At 43.6% G+C, this 20254-nt stretch carries 22 protein-coding genes and 1 tRNA gene; 10 read left to right on the top strand and 13 right to left on the bottom strand.

Features of this window, described 5'->3' with window-relative positions; genetic code table 11:
* Positions 1-12: 12 nt before the first annotated feature.
* On the bottom strand, positions 13-477 hold the full coding sequence (locus ICV01_RS02210) for a DNA polymerase III subunit chi (RefSeq protein WP_215288169.1): 465 nt from the start codon (positions 475-477) through the stop codon (positions 13-15).
* A gap of 22 nt (positions 478-499) precedes the next feature.
* A complete protein-coding gene (locus ICV01_RS02205) occupies positions 500-2056 on the bottom strand; it encodes a leucyl aminopeptidase (RefSeq protein ID WP_215288168.1) in 1557 nt (518 codons plus the stop codon).
* Positions 2057-2119: 63 nt separating this feature from the next.
* Between ICV01_RS02205 and lptF the strand changes: the two genes are divergently transcribed.
* From lptF to ICV01_RS02190, 3 genes are read left to right on the top strand one after another with little or no spacing between them, the layout of a single operon-like run.
* Entirely contained in the window at positions 2120-3250 is a 1131-nt protein-coding gene (gene lptF / locus ICV01_RS02200) for an LPS export ABC transporter permease LptF (protein WP_215288167.1), read from the top strand.
* Positions 3240-4400, top strand: a complete 1161-nt coding sequence (gene lptG / locus ICV01_RS02195) for an LPS export ABC transporter permease LptG (RefSeq protein ID WP_215288166.1) — start codon at positions 3240-3242, stop codon at positions 4398-4400. Before lptF ends, lptG begins: the two co-directional genes overlap by 11 nt.
* Before the next feature lie 21 nt (positions 4401-4421).
* Entirely contained in the window at positions 4422-4811 is a 390-nt protein-coding gene (locus tag ICV01_RS02190; protein ID WP_215288165.1) for a sirohydrochlorin chelatase, read from the top strand.
* Here ICV01_RS02190 and cobA read toward each other — a convergent pair.
* The 7 genes from cobA to ICV01_RS02155 are packed head-to-tail and all read right to left on the bottom strand — an operon-like array spanning position 4740 to position 11595.
* Positions 4740-5552: a uroporphyrinogen-III C-methyltransferase gene (gene cobA / locus ICV01_RS02185; RefSeq protein ID WP_215288163.1), complete on the bottom strand. Its 813-nt coding sequence runs from the start codon at positions 5550-5552 to the stop codon at positions 4740-4742. The two genes, ICV01_RS02190 and cobA, sit on opposite strands and share 72 nt — an antisense overlap.
* Positions 5553-6875, bottom strand: coding sequence for a sulfate adenylyltransferase subunit 1 (locus ICV01_RS02180; RefSeq protein WP_215288160.1), 1323 nt, complete (start codon positions 6873-6875; stop codon positions 5553-5555).
* Entirely contained in the window at positions 6875-7798 is a 924-nt protein-coding gene (gene cysD / locus ICV01_RS02175) for a sulfate adenylyltransferase subunit CysD (RefSeq protein ID WP_215288158.1), read from the bottom strand. The genes ICV01_RS02180 and cysD overlap by 1 nt, the downstream gene beginning before the upstream one ends.
* A gap of 5 nt (positions 7799-7803) precedes the next feature.
* Positions 7804-8556, bottom strand: a complete 753-nt coding sequence (locus tag ICV01_RS02170) for a phosphoadenylyl-sulfate reductase (RefSeq protein WP_215288156.1) — start codon at positions 8554-8556, stop codon at positions 7804-7806.
* A complete protein-coding gene (locus ICV01_RS02165) occupies positions 8553-9095 on the bottom strand; it encodes a DUF934 domain-containing protein (RefSeq protein ID WP_215288154.1) in 543 nt (180 codons plus the stop codon). The genes ICV01_RS02170 and ICV01_RS02165 overlap by 4 nt, the downstream gene beginning before the upstream one ends.
* Complete coding sequence (locus ICV01_RS02160; protein WP_215288152.1) at positions 9088-10791, bottom strand: nitrite/sulfite reductase; 1704 nt, start codon at positions 10789-10791, stop codon at positions 9088-9090. The genes ICV01_RS02165 and ICV01_RS02160 overlap by 8 nt, the downstream gene beginning before the upstream one ends.
* A gap of 12 nt (positions 10792-10803) precedes the next feature.
* Entirely contained in the window at positions 10804-11595 is a 792-nt protein-coding gene (locus tag ICV01_RS02155; protein ID WP_215288150.1) for a sulfite exporter TauE/SafE family protein, read from the bottom strand.
* Between the two features lie 89 nt (positions 11596-11684).
* Here ICV01_RS02155 and ICV01_RS02150 point away from each other — a divergent pair, with 89 nt between their 5' ends.
* Entirely contained in the window at positions 11685-12626 is a 942-nt protein-coding gene (locus ICV01_RS02150) for a CysB family HTH-type transcriptional regulator (RefSeq protein WP_215288148.1), read from the top strand.
* Between the two features lie 26 nt (positions 12627-12652).
* On the opposite strand, the gene ICV01_RS02145 is transcribed toward ICV01_RS02150, so the two are convergent.
* From ICV01_RS02145 to ICV01_RS02130, 4 genes are all read right to left on the bottom strand, one after another.
* A complete protein-coding gene (locus ICV01_RS02145) occupies positions 12653-13486 on the bottom strand; it encodes a 23S rRNA (adenine(2030)-N(6))-methyltransferase RlmJ (protein ID WP_215288146.1) in 834 nt (277 codons plus the stop codon).
* A 36-nt stretch (positions 13487-13522) separates the two neighbouring features.
* Positions 13523-13608 (bottom strand) — tRNA-Leu (locus tag ICV01_RS02140).
* 38 nt (positions 13609-13646) lie between these two features.
* Entirely contained in the window at positions 13647-14525 is an 879-nt protein-coding gene (locus tag ICV01_RS02135; RefSeq protein ID WP_215288145.1) for an NAD(P)-dependent oxidoreductase, read from the bottom strand.
* A 24-nt stretch (positions 14526-14549) separates the two neighbouring features.
* A complete protein-coding gene (locus ICV01_RS02130) occupies positions 14550-15539 on the bottom strand; it encodes a quinone oxidoreductase (protein WP_251369371.1) in 990 nt (329 codons plus the stop codon).
* Positions 15540-15681: 142 nt separating this feature from the next.
* On the opposite strand from ICV01_RS02130, the gene ICV01_RS02125 reads away from it, so the two are divergent.
* The 6 genes from ICV01_RS02125 to rlmH are packed head-to-tail and all read left to right on the top strand — an operon-like array spanning position 15682 to position 20249.
* A complete protein-coding gene (locus tag ICV01_RS02125) occupies positions 15682-16404 on the top strand; it encodes a YebC/PmpR family DNA-binding transcriptional regulator (protein WP_215288144.1) in 723 nt (240 codons plus the stop codon).
* Positions 16405-16442: 38 nt separating this feature from the next.
* Positions 16443-17717, top strand: coding sequence for a phosphoribosylamine--glycine ligase (gene purD / locus ICV01_RS02120; protein ID WP_215288143.1), 1275 nt, complete (start codon positions 16443-16445; stop codon positions 17715-17717).
* 1 nt (position 17718) lies between these two features.
* Positions 17719-18642, top strand: a complete 924-nt coding sequence (gene hemF, locus ICV01_RS02115) for an oxygen-dependent coproporphyrinogen oxidase (protein ID WP_215288142.1) — start codon at positions 17719-17721, stop codon at positions 18640-18642.
* Positions 18639-19364: a nicotinate (nicotinamide) nucleotide adenylyltransferase gene (gene nadD, locus ICV01_RS02110; protein WP_215288141.1), complete on the top strand. Its 726-nt coding sequence runs from the start codon at positions 18639-18641 to the stop codon at positions 19362-19364. The genes hemF and nadD overlap by 4 nt, the downstream gene beginning before the upstream one ends.
* Positions 19364-19765: a ribosome silencing factor gene (gene rsfS, locus ICV01_RS02105; protein WP_215288140.1), complete on the top strand. Its 402-nt coding sequence runs from the start codon at positions 19364-19366 to the stop codon at positions 19763-19765. The genes nadD and rsfS overlap by 1 nt, the downstream gene beginning before the upstream one ends.
* 40 nt (positions 19766-19805) lie before the next feature.
* Positions 19806-20249, top strand: coding sequence for a 23S rRNA (pseudouridine(1915)-N(3))-methyltransferase RlmH (gene rlmH / locus ICV01_RS02100; protein WP_215288138.1), 444 nt, complete (start codon positions 19806-19808; stop codon positions 20247-20249).
* Positions 20250-20254: the final 5 nt, after the last annotated feature.

Here is a 20254-nt window from a genome sequence, read left to right as displayed (position 1 = left end):
AATGTTGGAGAATTATTGACCGGTTTGATCGAAATTATGTAGCTCGTGCCCCTGCTCGCGATAAGCCTTATAACGCTCACGCCCTGCCAATCGATCTTCTTCATCCGTCGAAACAATTTCCACAATACGAGGAAACCTTGCAGCTAAATTCTCAACAGACTTAGGCAATGAACGCCCTACGTGAATTAACACATCACCATGAGGCAAATAATCTAATTCATCTGCCTCAAAACTTTCCACCAATACAACAGGTGTTTCTGCAGCAAAATCGTCAAATCCCCAAGCATGCGGTAAAAAATCTGACGCGCTAAAACTCCATAACTGCTCATCCAATTGACGCAAAAACTCTTTTGATCCGACCACCACAATATTACGCATCGGCAAATCTTCACTAGGACTTGCCATGATCTTGCGAATCAAACGACAACTATATAAAGACTTGTTATTTACCTGACTATGAAAATCGATTCTGGCCATAAAATTCCTTAACTATCGCAATTTAAGCTAGTAGATAGTTAACGAGTAAAGGCACAGGTCGTCCTGTCGCACCTTTAGCAGCACCACTCTTCCAAGCCGTACCCGCGATATCCAAATGTGCCCAGGTATATTTCTCGGTATATTTAGACAAGAAGCATGCTGCCGTAACGCTGCCTGCAGGGCGGCCGCCAATATTAGCCATATCCGCAAAATTAGACTTCAACTGATCATGGTAGGCTTGATCCAAAGGCATACGCCATACAGTATCTTGAGATTGACGACCTGCACTCAATAAATCTTCGGCCAATGCATCATCACCAGAAAATAACCCTGAGTGCACAGCGCCCAATGCGATCACACAAGCACCTGTTAAGGTAGCGATATCAATAACAGCTGCTGGCTTAAAGCGCTCCACATAAGTTAATGCATCACAAAGTATCAGGCGGCCTTCAGCATCGGTGTTTAAGATCTCGATAGTTTGACCAGACATACTCGTTACGATATCTCCAGGTCTAGTAGCATGACCCGAAGGCATATTTTCACAGGTTGGAATAACTGCAATCACATTGCGCTTTAGTTTTAATTCCCCAATAGCGCGCATAGTTCCTAGAACAGAAGCTGCACCACACATGTCATATTTCATTTCATCCATGCCTTCGCCCGGCTTTAATGAAATACCCCCTGTATCAAATGTAATTCCTTTACCAACCAATACAATAGGCGCCTCTTTTGCGGAGCCCCCATTGTGGCGCAACACAATAAATTGAGGTGGCGCTACAGAACCCTGGGTTACCGCTAAAAATGCTCCCATTTTGAGAGTTTCAATTTCTTTGTGGCCCAATATTTCAGCCTTGAACCCAAAATCTTTCGCCAACTTTTTAGCGGTTTGGGCCAAATAACTCGGCGTACAAATATTAGGTGGTAGGTTTCCTAAATCTTTGGTGAGATCCATGCCATTAGAAATCGCGATTCCTTCAGCAACGGCTTTTTGCAAAGCTTTATTATTTTTCGCATCACTAGCAATCGTGAGCTTAACCAACTTGGAACCCTTTTCAGCTGGCTTTGTCTTAAATTGAGGATGACGGGCTCCAAATTTATATAACTGCTCTTTTGCAAATTGCGTTAATAAACGCACCTGAGATAGAGCATCTTTCGCAGAAAACTCCTCAAAAACCCATAAAGCATCCTTAGCTTGGGTTGCCACCAAGGCCTTAACACCCACTTGCAACCACTTCGCCACATCAGCAATATGAGATTTTTCAGTCTTTTTACTAACTTTAGACTCCTCACCCATACTAATTAACAATAAACGTTCAGCTTTTAAGCCTGCAGCAGCCCATGCATCCGTGGCACTTAGCAATAAAGAGCTACCAGATTTGGCCTCCAAATCACCCATAGCAACAGCTTTAGCGACGGCGCCATGTGTAGCTAAGTTCAAGGCATTTAAGACGCCCCCTAGCTTCTTGGGATTTTGGATATTCTCCCCCTTAAACGCCACAACCAAGCAACCGGTTGCCGTTGCCATTTGGGCCTTTAGACCTAAAGTACCCTCTCCAAATATTTTCGTGCTACATTCCATGTGCTTTTCCTTAATGCAAGGGAAGTTTCTGATACCCTTCATTATCGCCCAGCTTAGCTTTTTATGATTTTTAAGAGAGCCCTTCGACAAGAACTCACCTTCACCACCGGCGTGGTGTTTATGGTGTTGGTCACCCTTGTTTTAACGAATTTAATGATTCGCACCCTAGCTAATGCCGCTAGCGGCATTGTCAACCCCAAAGATGTCTTAGTTCTAATGGGCTTGGGCATGATCAATTACCTAGCGGTTTTATTAGCTGTTTCACTATTTATTACTGTTTTACTCGTTTTAACAAGATGGTACAAAGATTCAGAAATGGTCATTTGGCAAAGTGCTGGACTAAGCCTTTTCACTATTTTGAAAACAATCCTTTGGTTTACAGCCCCACTTGCTGTTGTGATTGCCGTTTTATCGGCTGCTGTATCTCCATGGGCCAATGAACAATCAAACATCATTAAGCAACGCTTCCAACAACGCGATGATGTATCCATGATTGCTTCAGGTCAATTTAGAGAGTCTTCTAATAACAACCGCGTATTTTTTATTGAGGAAATTGATACCGAAACAAATACGATGAAAAATGTTTTCATCAGTACTTTTGGTAAAGAAAAACAAACAGTTTCTGTTGCTAATGAAGGCTTTATAGAAACCCTACAAGGTGGCGATCGCCAACTAAGCCTAACTCATGGACGTCGCTATGAAGGTATTGCAGGATCACAAGAATTCAGGGTGACAGAATTTGATCGATACACCGTTAAATTAGACAATAAAGAAATTGATCAAATTGCCCCGACCAATAGAACGATCCAAGTTTGGGATTTAATTAAAGACTGGAACCCCACTAATAAAAGTGAGCTCCTATGGAGAATTGGTTTACCTTTAATGGCCTTATGTTTTGTCACTATTGCCATTCCACTTTCATATGTCAACCCAAGAAGTGGCCGCTACACCTCCATGATCATGGCAGTTTTAATCTACTTCACTTATTCGAACTTGTTAACTTTATTACAAAACTGGGTTAAAAACGAGCGCTTCAGTTTTGCAGCAAGCTGGTGGCCCCTTCATGTATTTACGTTTTTTCTAGGCCTATTGATGATTTATCTTGGTCAAAATAGATCCATCACTTTAAGAGGTAGATTTAAAAAATACCGATCAAGAAAACAAATGCAACAAGGGAATACTCATGTGGAATAGAATTTTCCCTCTTATTTATGAACGCTATTTGGCAAAACAAATTTATCTGTCATTTATATTCATATTGATTGCCCTGGTGTCTCTATTTGTATTTTTTGATTTCATTGCAGAAGTGAATGACACCAACAACACCTATACTTTTTTATTAGCATTTGCGACTGTTATTTTCAAGATTCCAAGCCGGATTGTGGAAATTATGCCAATTGCTGCACTCATTGGTGCTATTTATGTGTGCGCTAATTTGGCAGCCCAATCTGAATACACCATTCTGCGTGTCGCAGGCTTACAACCTATAAAAGCCCTACAAACACTCATCAAGGTTGCCATACCCATTGCAATTGCCACCCTGGTCATGAGTGAATTTGTAGGTCCCATTGCAGAAACTATTTCAAAAAATATCCGAGTTTCAGCCTTAAATGCTGGCATAGAAAAACTAGACTTCAAATCTGGGGCATGGATTAAAGATAAACGTCGCGATGAAGATGGTAATGGGAAAATCAAAGAAGGCACTCGCTATATCAATGTGGGCTCATTTGAAAATACGAGCGGAGTGAAAGGTTTTCGGATGTATGAGTTCGATGAAAAAAATAGATTAATTAACATCAGAATCGCCAACTCAGTCACATTTATAAATGCCAACCAATGGCAACTTAACAATGTTACCGAAACTCATTTTAAAGAAACAAACGATGCAAATCGATTAGACCCAAGCTTTAATACCGAGATAAAAAAATCACCTTCTGAAATCATTACCACCGAAGTAAATCCTCAATTACTAGGTGTATTACTGATTAAACCGGATCGCATGTCCTTATTAGATCTATTTAGTTATATCAACCATCTTAGAGATAACAAGCAGGACTACCAGCGCTATGCCATCGCATTTTGGAAAAAATTGATTTATCCGTTTACTGTATTAGTCATGTTGGCGCTAGCACTACCGTTTGCTTATCTTCAAACGCGCTCAGGAGGTATTGGTTATAAGGTTTTTGGCGGCATCATGCTCGGCATCAGTTTCCAATTATTCAATAGCCTTTTCTCCCATTTGGGGCTCTTAGCTGAATGGCCTTCATTAGTTAGCGCCATAACACCAGCAACCATCTATTTCATTTTGGCATTAATTGGAATTAGCTGGGTTTCTAAAACTTAGGCTCAAACATTTACACCATTTATGTCAACGGCAAGCACAACAACCTCTCTTGATAAAACAGCCATTGTTTTATTTGCTCACGGGGCAAGAGATGAACGTTGGAAAGAACCTTTCTTAAAGCTTCAAGCCATTATTAAGAAAAATAATCCATCTCAAAGAGTTGAGCTGGCATTTCTAGAATTAATGACTCCCGCTCTACCTGAATTGATTGATAGCTTAGTGGCTGAAGGCTGTTTGGAAATCCTAGTTATCCCCGTATTTTTCGGGCAAGGTGGTCACATGAGAAGAGATTTTCCTGCCATCCTAGCAGCATGCCAAGGTAAACATCCTCAGGTTCGATTAGGCGCTAAGGCGGCTGTTGGTGAGGATATCGGTGTTCTCGAGGCGATTGCCAAATACTGCGCCAACTAATAGTAAAGCAGGCGCCTGGCCATCAAACCAATCACTAGCTAGGCCATTAGCCATCTCAGCTAGAGTTAACGACAAACTTCTCTCACGCTTAGTACTAATGGCCTCAATAATTCTGACTGGAGTCGTCATTACTCGACCTTGAGCAATTAACTGCTTAGCAATAGATACCGCTTCATTACGCCCCATATAAATAACAAGCGTATCCGCTGTTGGCAAATCTATAGATGTATTAGCAGTATCCACAGCTCTATTTACTCCATTGGTTGCATCTACAGCTTTCGCCTGAGTACTAAATGCAACACTTCTGGCCACACCTCTTAAAGTCAGGGATTGCTTTAAGCTTGCAGCAGCAGCTAGAGCAGCTGTAATGCCTGGAACTACCTCAACTTCGATACCAGCTTCTTGCAACTCAGCAATCTCTTCATCAGCGCGACCAAATATCATCGGGTCGCCACCTTTTAAACGCACAATCAACTGATGCTTTTGTGCGGCATCCACTAAACGTTTATTGATAAATTTTTGCGCTGTTGAATGTTTACCGCAACGCTTGCCCACAGCAATCTTTTCAGCTTGGGGGCAATAGGCCAGCATTTCCGGCTCAACCAAAGCATCATGAAATACCACATCTGCAGCCGCCAATAACTTAGCGCCACGAACTGTAATCAAGTCCGCAGCACCAGGACCAGCTCCGATTAGGTAAACCTTACCTAATTGAGGAATGGAGGCAGATGTCTTTGTCATTTAAGCAGTAGCTCCACGCACCATGCCAGCAGCAACAGTGTGGTTAGTTGCTTCATCAATCAAAACAAAAGCCCCCGTACTTGGCGCATCATCGAATAAGTCAGCGGCAATTGGTTTTTGTAAAACCAAATCAACACGGCCAATTTCATTCATATTCAACGCATGAATATCCGTGCCATGTGACAAAGTTTGCACATCTAACACTTGTTGAATACCTTTAACTTTGGCAAATACCGTATTGGTGGTGTGACGCAATACATACTTACGTGCCAAAGAAAGTGGCTCGCTATCTAACCAGCAAATATCCGCTGAAATTTGTTTAGTTAATACTGGCGCATCAACAGATTCGGAAGCAACAATTAAATCACCTCTCGAAACATCCACATCTTCAGCTAAACGCAATGCAATAACTTGCCCCGCTTTAGCAAGATCAACCCCAGCGGCACCATGCGCTGCTTGGTGATCATTACCGACATGAATTTCAGAAACCGTCGCTTCCAAACCACTTGGCAATACTGTTACTTTTTGTCCTTTTTTAATACTGCCAGACTCAATACGGCCCAAATACCCGCGGAAATCATCAGCAGCACTACCGTCTTGGCGCGCCACATATTGAACTGGGAAACGCAGACTCTGAACCTTATGCACCACACTGGTATCTAAACCTTCTAACCATTGCAGCAAACTAGGTCCCTGATACCAAGGAGTCTTATCACTTTTCTCAACCACGTTATCTCCCTGTAATGCAGAAACAGGAATCAAATGAGGTGCAGGAAGACCTAATGTTTTAGCCAAACCTTCAATAGACTCTTTAATGGCATTGAAAACTTTCTCATCAAAACCCAACAAGTCCATCTTATTTACCGCTACAGCCACATGACGCAAACCTAATAAACGCACAATTGCTGAATGACGTTTCGTTTGCGCCAATAAACCAGCTGGTTTAACTGACAAATCCACGCGCGTCGCATCTACTAATAAAACAGCCACATCCGCCTGAGATGCTCCAGTAACCAAATTACGCGTATATTGCTCATGCCCTGGAGCATCGGCAACAATGAATTTTCTTTTAGCCGTTGCGAAATAGCGGTAAGCCACATCGATCGTAATACCTTGTTCACGCTCAGCCTCTAAACCATCGGTTAATAAAGCTAAATCAACAGCGGCATCAGAAGCAGTCACACGGGCATGCTTTGTTTTAGAAAGCGCTAATAACTGGTCTGCTAATACAGCCTTGGTGTCATAAAGTAAACGACCAATTAAAGTACTTTTACCGTCATCAACGCTACCGGCTGTAATAAATCTAACAACTCCCTGGCTCATCAGAAATACCCCTCTTTTTTACGACGCTCCATTGAAGCTTCACTTGTTTGATCGTCCATACGTGTTGCGCCACGCTCAGTAATTTCGGAGATCGCAGTTTCTTTAATAATGTCTTCAGCTGTAGCCGCTGTACTTAATACCGGGCAAGTACAACTAATATCGCCAACCGTTCTAAAGCGCACGCTAATGGTTTCACTAACCTCATCAGCAGCTTTAGGTGTCACATTGGTCACTGGCACCAATAAACCATTTTTACGCACCACTTCACGTTGGTGTGCATAGTAAATACTTGGTAAATCCAATTTCTCGCGCGCAATGTATTGCCATACATCTAACTCAGTCCAATTAGAAATTGGGAAAACGCGCATATTCTCACCTTGAGCAATGCGTGCGTTATAAAGATTCCACAATTCAGGTCGTTGCGCCTTTGGATCCCACTGACCAAACTCATCTCGGAAAGAGAAAATACGTTCTTTAGCACGTGCTTTTTCTTCATCACGACGCGCACCACCCATTAAGGCATCAAATTTGTGCTCAGCAATCGCTTCAAGCAACGTGGTTGCCTGTGCAGCGTTACGTGAATCTGTTTCCTTACGCAAACGCACGGTACCTTTGCGAATAGAGTCTTCAACATGCCCCACCACTAACTTAGAACCCGTTTTCGCAACAATGTCATCACGAAACTGAATAACCTCAGGATAGTTATGGCCTGTATCAATATGCAATAAAGGAAATGGTAAGTTAATAGGTCGATCACCAAAGCGGAAGGCTTTACGAGCCAAATGGAACATCACAATGGAATCTTTACCGCCTGAAAATAACATCGCAGGGTTGGAGCATTGCGCTGCCACCTCACGAATGATGTAAATGGATTCAGCTTCTAACCAATCCAAATGTTCATTTTGTAGTTGTTCTTGATTCATATTTTTCATTTCACATGCAAACCGCACTCTTTGCTGTCTTTTTGCAACCACCACCAGCGTCCAGCACGAATATCTTCACCTTCTTTAACCGCTCTCGTGCAAGGCTCACATCCAATACTTGGATAACCTTGCAAATGCAACGGATGAATCGGTACGTTTTTATATTGAAGGTACGCCCAAACATCAGACTCTGACCAATCAAACAAAGGATTATATTTGGCGATATGGCGCGCATCATCCAATTCTTCAAAAGGTAAATCAGAGCGCGTCACTGCTTGCTCACGTCGCTGCCCTGTCAACCAAGCTTTTGCACCTTCTAGCGCTTTATTTAACGGCTTAATTTTACGAGCACCACAACAAGCTTTCTTGGCATCTTCGCTATCATAAAAACCATTTAAACCATATTGCTCAATAAATGCCTCGACGTCTTTTGGCTCAGGATAAGCACGCAAAATAGAAACACCATAATGCTTCTCTACTGTATCGACCATAGCCACAGTCTCTTGATGAAGACGGCCTGTCTCCAAAGTAAATAATGAAATCTTGGCACCAGACTTCACAATACCATCTGTCACAACCATATCTTCAGCGGCTAGACTCGTAGCAAAACGAACATCTGCATGTTTCGCAACAATGGTTTGCAAACGCTCATATAAAACCTGCGCCTTAGCTTCAATTTGTTCTGGTGTTAATGAAGATGCTGGAATCGACCATAAGACTGGGCGACCTAAGGAAGTAGCAGTGGTGGATTCACTCATACTGTACCTACCTGCTTCTGAGATCTCTCTCTACGCCAATCATTTTGGAACACATAAGCAACTGAATTAAATTGCGCTAGAGCCACATCAGGGTTTTGGTCATTACGAATCGCAAAACTATCAAACCCAACACGGGCTAATGGCAATAACTGATCAATCAATACATCACCAATCGCTCTTAATTCACCATCCCAAGAAAAGCGCTCGCGCAATAAAGCAGCTGTACTGTAACCACGACCATCTCTGAAAATCGGAAAATCAACTGCCAAAATTGGCCAAACTTTCAAACCTGCAGAAATAGCTTCAGCATGAGCCAAAACATCATCTTCAGGAGCAAACCAAACGCCAATCTCACCCTTTTGAGCGCGAGCCTGATGCTGCTCCTTAGTACCTCTGGTTAACCACCAAGCAAACGGCACAATTACCTTACCTTGTGGCAATGCTGCTGACTCTTCACCTTCTGTCGCACGAAATACTTGCCATTCATTAGGAACCAGTTGTGCTTGACCTGTTTTAGGAAAACGAATTAATTTAGCCATGGCTCACCTCATCAGCAGCTTTTCTATTAGGTCTATCTTGATAAACACGCTCTTTAAATGGCGTGATACCCAAACGTCTCACTGCATCAATAAATTTCTCTTCTGGCTCACGCTTCTCAACAAACACGTCAATGACTTTGCTAATCACATCAGGCATATCTTCAGCAAAGAAAGATGGGCCAATCACTTTACCAATGGAAGCATTGTTGCCTTGATCACCACCTAAGGTCACTTGATACCACTCTTGACCATCTTTATCGACGCCCAAAATACCAATGTTCCCTACATGATGATGGCCACAAGAGTTCATGCAACCAGAAATATTCAAACTGATGTCACCTAGATCATGTAAATAATCTAAATCATCAAAACGTTTTTGAATTTCATTAGCGATTGGAATAGATTTAGCATTCGCCAATGAACAGAAGTCACCGCCAGGACAGGCAATGATGTCGGTTAAATAACCAATATTAGGCAATACCAAACCTTGAGTTTTAGCGTCTTTCCACAAGCTATAAAGCTGAGCTTGCTCAACATCCGCCAACACCAAGTTCTGTTCATGCGTGGCACGAATTTCACCAAAACTATATTTATCTGCCAAATCAGCAATCGCTAACATTTGTTCTGTTGTAACATCACCAGGCGCTACCGTGCCATGAGGTTTTAATGAAAGCACCACACTGGCGTAACCAGACACTTGGTGTGATTTCACATTACGTTCTAACCAGCGAGCAAATGCCTTTTGATCAGTCGCATCGGCCAACTGAGCTACTTGCTCAGCTTGTAATGAAGTAGCTTGTTTGTATGCTGGCTTCGTGAAATGTTTCGCCACACGTTGCCACTCGGTTTCTGTAAATGTGCTGTTACCACCTACCCAGTGCTCATACTCAGATTCAACTTGACGAGCAAATTCTTCCGCACCCAACGCTTTCACCAAAATCTTGATGCGCGCTTTGTACATATTGTCGCGACGACCAAAGCGGTTATACACACGCAAAACAGCAGACAAATAATTCGGTAACTCTTGCCAAGGCAAATCACGTTTAATAATCACACCAAGAATCGGCGTGCGCCCCATACCGCCACCGACTAAAACATCAGCAAGCAATTGGCCTTGATTATTTTTATGTAGATACAAGCCCACATCATGAGCCGCCACAATCGCACGATCTTCCGCAGAAGCACTCACAGCAATCTTGAATTTACGAGGCAAATAAGCAAACTCAGGGTGCAGTGTTGACCATTGGCGCAACAACTCACAAACCGCTCTCGGATCAACCACCTCATCACCGGCGACACCAGCAAATGGGTCACTCGTGATGTTACGAATACAGTTACCAGATGTCTGAATCGCATGCATTTGCACTTTTGCTAATTCAGCCAAAATCTCTGGCGTATCTTCTAAATTGAGCCAGTTATATTGAATATTCTGACGCGTTGTAAAGTGCCCATAACCACGATCGTACTTTTTAGCAATGTGACCTAATACACGCATCTGCGCTGAATTAAATAATCCATAAGGAATGGCCACACGCAACATATAAGCATGACGTTGCAAATACAAACCATTTTGCAATCGAAGAGGACGGAACTCTTCTTCACTTAAATCATCAGCAATGCGACGCTTAACCTGATCCCTAAACTGAGCGACTCGGTCATCTACCAAACGCTGATCGATTTCATCATACTTGTACATCTTTAAAACCTTTTAAGAAACTAATTTAATGCCAACTAAAGTTAGCGTTGTTGCTAAAGCGCCACGCACGTATTTTTCGGGCAATGATTTTGACAAACGCGCACCTAACCAAATACCAGGTACAGATCCAATCAATAAGCCTGATAGCAAATCAAAGTGAACGTTACCTAACCACCAATGGCCAAGACCTGCTAACGCGGTTAAAGGTACTGCGTAAGCAATATCAGTACCAGCCACTTCTGGGGCACGCAACTTGGGATACAACAATAAAATCAATGTGGCGCCAATAGCACCAGCACCAATAGAGGAAATTGTTACCAATACGCCAATAACAGCACCAACCAATACCGTTGCAACACGCTGTGTCTTACCGTGTAATTGTGCCTTAGGATGGTTCTCAACCCAAGCTAATAATGATTTACGGAACAATAACGATAAAGCCGTTAAAAATACGGAAATACCGATTGAAACCTTAATAATGTGATGCCACTGATCATCCAAAGGGCCGACTTCTTTCATCACCAGAATAGTCAGTACAGCTGCAGGCAAACTACCCAAGGCTAAAAAGCCCACAATATCCCAACGCACATGGCCATGCACTCGATGAGCTAAGGTGCCAACCCCCTTTGTTAAGGCAGCAAAAGCCAAGTCAGTTCCGACAGCAACGCCTGGAGGCACACCAAAGATAATGGTTAATAAAGGCGTCATCAGCGACCCGCCACCCACGCCAGTGAGACCAACGAGTAGGCCCACTAGGGCTCCAGAAAACGCGAAAGGTAATAAGCTTATGAATAGTTCTTGCATGGCTGGCACTTTAGCTATTTTCCTTAATTTCTACAAATAATAAAAAATCGTTTTAATATATGGTTTATTGCATATAGAAATGAGCCGATATGAACTTACATCAATTTAGGTTTGTCCGAGAAGCTGTTCGCCAGAACTTCAACCTGACAGAAGCAGCTAAGACTCTCTTCACATCCCAGCCTGGGGTATCTAAAGCCATCTTGGAACTGGAAGATGAATTAGGGGTTGATATTTTTCGCCGCCATGGTAAGAGGATTAGAAACCTTACCGAGCCAGGTAAGCGGATACTAACCTCCATTGAGAGAATCTTAGTGGAAGTGGAGACTTTAAAGCGTGTTGGTAAGGATTTTGCAGCTCAAGACCAAGGCAACTTCGTAATTGCCACCACCCATACCCAAGCTCGGTACGCCCTACCCAAAGTTTTAACCGAGTTCACCAAGCGCTTCCCCAAAGTGAGGGTCAGCATCCAACAGGGCAACCCTCAACAAATGGCAGAAATGCTGATTCATGACCGAGCCGATATTGCTATCGCCACCGAGGGCATCGCCGGCATCGATGGCATCGTCGCCTTGCCAGGTTATCAGTGGCAACATGTCATCGCCGTACAACCAGAACACCCTCTTTTAAGCAAAAAAACGCTTTCTCTAGAGGATTTAGCGGAATACCCCATCATCACCTATGACAAAGCATTTGCAGGGCGCACCAAAATTGATAAAGCATTTTCAAGCAAAAATCTACAGCCTGATGTCGTATTAGAAGCAATTGATGCCGATGTGATTAAAACGTACGTTGAAACAGGCATGGGTGTCGGTATCGTCGCAGGAGTTGCTTACGATGCGGAACGCGATAGAAATTTAAGAGTGATTCCCGCCGGTCACTTATTTGGTAATAACGTAACCAAAGTGGCTATTAAGCAAAATGCTTACCTACGTTCTTTTGTTTATACGTTTATTGAATTGTTCTCGCCAACACTCACCAGAAAATTAGTCGAGCAATCGATGGCTGGCGAGAATGTGGATTACCAAATTTAAAAATTAGCGGTAACTGACCATTCAAATTATTTGCTATCCAACTCATAGCTAGCTCTAGGATACTGGGCTAGCTTTTCAGTTAGATAAGGCATAACCGATTTCATGTTCTCAGCCAAAGTCCACGGTGGGTTAATAATGAACAACCCACTACCCAACATCCCAAAGCCCTGCTCATCAGGTTCCTGAACAGTCATAGAGATGTTTAATGTTTTGTCCGAGAGAGCGTTTAATTCTTCAATCAAAGATATGTGATCGCCTCTGGTTAGGATCGGATACCAGACGATATAAACACCTTCAGCAAAACGTCTTAAACCTTCAGCAACAGAAGCCACCACGCGCTGATAATCAGATTTGATTTCATAAGGTGGATCCATGAAGATTACCGCACGGCGTGTTGGCGGCGGCAATAATGCTTTCAACCCATCAAAGCCATCACCTTTAAATACTTTAGCTATTTTTGATTTATCAAAATGTTCTTCAAGAATGTCAAAGTCAGTAGGATGAAGCTCAAATAAACGCATGCGATCATCAGGCCGAATCGAGCGACGAATAATTTCTGGAGATCCGGGATATAAATCCCAATGACCTTTGGCATTACACAACTGAACTAAATCAACATACTCTTTAATAACAGACGGCAGATCTTGAGCATCCCAAAGTTTAGCAATGCCATCTAGGTATTCTGCTTTTGTATTCGCGTACTCAGACTTTAATGAATACATTCCAGCTCCCGCATGGGTATCAATAACCCAATACGGTTTATCTTTCTGATTCATATAAGCCAATACTTGTTGCAACACACAGTGCTTTAGTACATCAGCGTGGTTGCCAGCATGAAAAGCGTGGCGATAAGCAAGCATGGGCTAAATAAGATTTAAGTGTCTGTGAGAGGAGTTTGGTGCCGCGGGACGGACTCGAACCGTCACACCTTTTGGGCGGGAGATTTTGAGTCTCCTGTGTCTACCAATTTCACCACCGCGGCAATGTGTGTTTTGCATCAAAATTCGTGCAAGACCAAGATTATGCCTCAAGTACTCTAAGAAGTGAAGATGTGTCGTCCATCCCCCACCCAGAATCCATCAGTTTTTCTAACTGCAGAGCCACTGTTTGCAAGGCTGGGAGATCTAAATGCGCCTTATTTATTGCCTCTTTAACCAAGAAGAAATCTTTGGCATGTAAACGTGCTTCAATGCCGGCCTTAAAGTCCCTACTCACCATCTTGGGGCCCATGAGATCTAACATGCGACTACCCGCCATACCTCCAGAAATCGCCTGAAATACTTTTTGCAAATTAGCTCCATTACTAGCTGCAAATCGCATAGACTCGGCAATACCTTGGATATTAATCACTTGTGCAATTTGGTTACAAAGCTTTGCAACCTGCCCATGGCCAACATCGCCAATATGCGTTATGGTTTTTGCATAACACTGAATGATGGGCATGACCTTCTCAATATCAGTTGCAGCGCCACCCAACATCATGACCAAAGAACCCTCAGTCGCAGCCTTGACTCCCCCGCTAACAGGAGCATCCACAAAACCAATACCTTGCTTGGCAAGAGTAGCGGCAATTTCTCTAGTTCCAGTTGGATCAATGGTGCTGTGATCGATACAGATAGCTCCAGCCTTCGCCTGCTGAATAACAGCATGTTCACCCTGGCATAAGACTTCAGCCACATCAGCCGTACTCATGACATTTGTGATGATGAAATCAGCATCCTTGGCTGCTTCCGCCGGCGTATCAAATACTTGCGCACCCGCCTCTAGAAGAGGTTTAGCTTCATGCTGAAATACTTCAGGTCGTCTGGCATACAAACGTAACTGATGACCAGCTTTTAATAAATAGGCCACCATCGGGCGACCCATATTACCCAAACCAATAAATGCGATTGTGCTCATGTGCTGATGACCTATTTTTTGTCTTTACCAAGGCATGAGTACAGTAGAGCCCGTTGTTTTACGAGACTCCAAGTCACGATGCGCCTGCGCCACATTTTCCAATTGGTATGTTTGATTCACTTCAATTTTGATTTGACCTTTTAATACACGATCAAATAAATCAGCAGACATCGGCTCTAATAACGCGCGGTTATGCGCATAAGTCATCACCGTTGGTCTTGTTAACTTTAATGAACCCTTGCCACCCAAGATACTCACATCCACAGGAGGAACTGGTCCAGAGGCATTGCCATAAGTGACCATCATGCCTCTTGGTGATAAGCAATCTAATGACTGCATAAATGTATCTTTACCAATTGAGTCATAAACCACTGGCACACCTTTACCATTGGTTAACTCGCGCGTACGTTCCACAAAATTCTCTTTGTTGTAATTGATAGTGTGATCACAACCATGCGCTTTTGCTAACGCAGCTTTTTCTTCTGAACCAACCGTACCAATGACTGTGGCACCAAGTGCTTTTAACCACTGACAAGCAATCAAACCAACACCACCAGCCGCAGCATGGAATAGCACCACATCACCAGGCTTTACTTGATAGCTGTCATTTAACAAATATTGCACCGTTAAACCTTGCAACATCATGGCAGCCCCCTGCTCAAATGAAATCGCATCAGGTAGCTTTACTAAAGTTTCTGCAGGCATCACGCGTACTTGGCTATAAGCTCCAGGCGGTCTACCTGCATAGGCCACACGATCACCCACTTTGACATGAGTCACCCCAGGACCAACAGCTTCAACCACACCCGCCCCTTCCATGCCTAATGAGGCTGGCAACGGCTGCGGATACATCCCCACGCGGAAATAAACATCGATATAGTTCAAGCCCACCGCTTCATGCTTGATTCTGACTTCGTTAGGGCCAGGCAACCCCACCTCAACATCAACCCACTCCATCACCTCTGGGCCACCCGTTTTAAACATACGTATCGCTTTGGCTTGAATGCTAGACATTTTGTCTCCTACTTGTCTTGTTTTAAGGTTTTAACTAAGTTTTTTTAGGTTTTTTAGCTTATTGGGTCTCATTTTGCCTAAAATTACGGTCTTAGCTGAATATATAGCAATTCTTCAATAAAAGTTATCCACAGGAGTACTTATGGCTGGTCATTCCAAATGGGCCAACATTCAACATCGCAAAGGTCGTCAAGACGAAAAGCGAGGAAAAATCTGGACAAAGCTGATTCGTGAAATCACTGTAGCCGCCAAAATGGGTGGAGGCGATATAGCAACTAACCCGCGTCTACGCTTAGCGATTGATAAAGCAAAAGACTCCAACATGCCTAACGACAACGTGCAACGTGCGGTTGCGCGTGGTACTGGTTCATTAGAAGGCGTGAACTATGAAGAAATCCGCTATGAGGGTTATGGCTTAAACGGGGCTGCTGTGATCGTAGACGCTTTAACTGATAACCGCACTAGAACCGTAGCAGAGGTCAGACATGCCTTTACAAAACATGGCGGTAATTTAGGCACCGATGGTTCAGTGGCATTTTTGTTCAAACACTGCGGTCGCATGTTCTTTGCCCCTGGCACATCGGAAGACGCTTTAATGGAAGCTGCTCTTGAAGCCGGCGCTGATGATGTGGTGCCACAAGACGATGGCTCTATCGAGGTCATCACACCCGCTTATGAATTTACAAATATTAAAGAAGCATTAATCGCCAAAGGCTTCACTCCAGAATTGGGTGAAGTCACGATGCGCCCTGATAACGAAACAGAGTTGTCAGGTGACGATGCGGAAAAAATGCAGAAGCTATTAGATGCTCTTGAAAGTCTAGATGATGTTCAAGAAGTATTTACCAATGCTTCCATAGAATAAAAATTACAAAGATTAATTACACTTTAGCGAAAGAATTTATGAAGATTTTAGTGGTTGGTTCTGGTGGTCGTGAACACGCATTAGCTTGGAAGTTGGCTCAATCTCCTAAAGTGCAAAAAGTATTTGTGGCTCCCGGTAATGGCGGCACAGCAACAGCCGCCGCTAAACATATGGGTATTGAAAATCTACCAGTCACCGATCTACAAGAGCTTGCCAAATTTGCCGAGTCAGAGCAGATTCATTTAACAGTCGTTGGCCCAGAAGCTCCTTTAGCAGGTGGCATTGTTGATATTTTTAGATCAAAAGGTTTACGTGTATTTGGTCCAACTCAAAAAGCCGCCCAACTGGAATCATCAAAAGATTTCGCTAAAGCGTTTATGAAACGCCACAACATTCCTACCGCCGAATATCAAACCTTTTCCGATATCAAAGAAGCGCATGCTTATATTGATCAAAAAGGCGCGCCGATTGTGATTAAAGCGGATGGTTTAGCTGCTGGTAAAGGCGTTGTGGTTGCTATGACACTTGAAGAAGCTCATGGCGCAATTGACATGATGCTTTCCGATAACAAACTAGGTGATGCAGGCGCACGCGTTGTGATTGAAGAATTCTTAACCGGTGAGGAAGCAAGCTTCATCGTCATGGTTGATGGCCACAATGTTTTAACACTCGCTACTAGCCAAGATCACAAACGTTTATTGGATGCAGACCAAGGCCCAAACACAGGTGGCATGGGTGCTTACTCCCCAGCGCCCGTTGTAACACCAGAAATTCATGCGCGCGCATTGCGTGAAATCATCATGCCAACCGTCCAAGGGATGGCAGCTGATGGTATTCCGTTTACAGGCTTCTTATACGCAGGCCTGATGATTTCTGAAGATGGCAAAGTAAAAACTCTTGAATTTAACTGCCGCATGGGAGACCCAGAAACACAGCCTATCATGTCTCGCATGAAGAGCGATTTTTTAACTGCTCTAGATGCGGCTGTTGATGGCAAATTAGACCAAGTAGAGTTGGAGTGGGATCCACGTATTGCTTTAGGCGTGGTCATGGCTGCCCATAACTACCCTGAGACACCTCGTAAAGGTGATGCCATTTCAGGCATTCCTGCGGATGGCCCAGACCATGTTACTTTCCACGCTGGCACAACCATGGACGGCGATGTTTTAAAAACATCCGGTGGACGCGTCTTATGCGTGGTTGGCTTAGACCACACCACTCGAGGCGCGCAACAAAAAGCATACGCGATTGTTGATCAAATTAAGTTTGATGGCGCGCAATTCCGTCGTGATATTGGCTATAGAGCTCTCTGATATGTCAAAGATTGATACAGCAGTTTTAAAAAACTACTTAACCGGTCTTCAAGATCGCATCACTCAAACCATGGCTGAGTTAGATGGCAAAGAATTCGCCACAGACTCTTGGAGTAAACCTGAAGATGCCAAATTAAAAGGTGATGGTCGCTCTCGCATTCTAGAAGGCGGCAATATCCTTGAACGTGGTGGCGTAGGTTTCTCACATGTAAGAGGGGACTCCATGCCTCCGTCCGCAACGGCTCATAGACCGGAGCTCGCAGGCCGATCATTTGAAGCGATGGGCGTCTCTTTGGTGTTCCATCCACGTAACCCTCACATCCCAACGGTGCACATGAATGTGCGTTGCTTTATCGCCCAAGCTGAAGGTAAAGATCCTGTTTGGTGGTTTGGTGGCGGCATGGATTTAACACCTTATTACGGTGATGCTGCTGATTGCAAACACTTCCATATCGCTTGCAAAAATGCTCTAGATCCTTTTAACAAAGAATTACATCCAAAATTTAAAAAATGGTGTGATGATTATTTCTATCTAAAACACCGTGACGAACCACGCGGCATTGGCGGCATTTTTTATGATGACTTTAGCGAATTAGGATTTGAAAAAAGCTTTGAAATGACTCGTTCTGTTGGCGATGCATTTTTAGATGCTTATATCCCCATCGTTAAGAAACATATGAATGACCCTTACACAGAAGCACAGAGGGAATTCCAAGCCTTCCGCAGAGGCAGGTATGTTGAATTTAATCTTGTGTTCGACCGCGGCACTTTATTTGGATTGCAATCAGGTGGTCGTACAGAATCGATTTTGATGTCGATGCCTCCCATCGTTCGTTGGGGCTACGACTGGAAACCGGCTGAAGATTCTCCAGAAGCGCGTTTGTATAGCGAATTCTTAAAACCAAAAGATTGGATTAATACGTGAGCGATCATTTAGACAATTCATCCAACCCTATCCGCAAACGTAAATCGATTGGCATATTAGGCGGCACATTTGATCCACCACACTGGGGTCACCTCAGACTAGCAGAACATTTTTCTAGAGTTTTGCAGTTAGATCACATTATCTGGATGCCGGCAGGACAACCTTGGCAAAAAGGGACTGATATCACCCCCGCTAAAGACCGTTTAGCGATGAGCGAATATGCGATTGAAACTTTGCATGACTTATTTGTTGACCACCATATCTATACAAAAATTGAAATCAGCACCCTAGAAATGGCGCGTGAAGGCCCTAGCTACGCTATCGATACCGCCAAAGAAATAAGGGCTCTATATGGTTCAGAAGCCTCCATTACTTGGCTCATGGGTCAAGATAGTTGGGAAAACCTAAAAACCTGGCATCAATGGCCAGAATTGCCTAAATATGTGCATTTGGCTGTCGCAAGCCGGCCTCAAGCCGTCATCGATAGCGAAAAATTAGCCTCTATGGCCGGTGTTTTTGCTGAGCAACAGACTCAAGACCCTCAATTGCTACAATTGAACCCAAATGGCCATGTTCTGTTTGATCAGAACTTGCAGATTAATCTTGCTTCTAGCCAACTTCGTGATGCCTTTATACGTGGCTCATGGGATGAAATAGCTGATGCAATACCTCCTTTGGTACTCGAATACATCGAATCCAAAGGTCTTTATAGAAATAAATAATGGATCTTCGCAAATTACAACGCACGATTATTGATGCTCTTGAGGATGTTAAAGCTCAAGATATTCGCGTTTTTGATACAACCAAGTTAAGTAACTTGTTTGACCGCGTCATCATCGCCACCGGTAACAGCAATCGCCAAACTAAATCATTAGCGATGTCTGTTAAAGAAGCCGTTAAAGAAAAAGGTGGTGATGTTATTTCTGTAGAAGGTATGGAAACCGGAGAATGGGTTTTGGTGGACTGTGGCGATATCGTCGTTCATATCCTTCAACCAATGCTACGCTCTTATTACCAATTAGAAGGCATGTGGGGCGATAAACCTGTACGAGTCAAACTTGGTGGCAGTGGCAAGACCTCCAAGCGCTTTGCTAGCGAACCAGAGGATGATGAGGACGAGTAATTATCTCTACCTCTCTAATTCTCGCCATACCTAAATAACTATGAAGCTTTGGGTCATTGCTGTTGGTCACAAAATGCCTGCCTGGGCAGAAACAGCGACCCAAGATTACGTCAAGCGCATGCCAGCCGACTGCGCTATTCAAATCAAAGAACTTAAACCGGACATTAATCCAGCTAAAGAAGCAGTGAAGATTCGGGAAGCGATTCCCAAAGGGACTCACATCATTGCCATGGATGAACGGGGCAAAGACCTATCGACGCAAGATTTAGCGAACCAGATGAGCCATTGGCGGCAAGATGGCAAAGATATCGTTTTACTGATTGGTGGCGCAGATGGTTTGGATCCAGAATTAAAGAAAGAAGCGGCATCCATGATTCGCTTATCAAGCATGACACTACCCCATGCCATGGCGCGAGTTTTATTGGTTGAGCAGCTCTACCGTGCTTGGACGATTTTGCAAGGCCACCCCTATCACCGCGTTTAGCATGG

Source organism: Polynucleobacter sp. MWH-Spelu-300-X4 (assembly GCF_018687515.1).
Lineage (GTDB): Bacteria > Pseudomonadota > Gammaproteobacteria > Burkholderiales > Burkholderiaceae > Polynucleobacter.
This window is presented reverse-complemented; position numbering and strand designations above follow the sequence as displayed.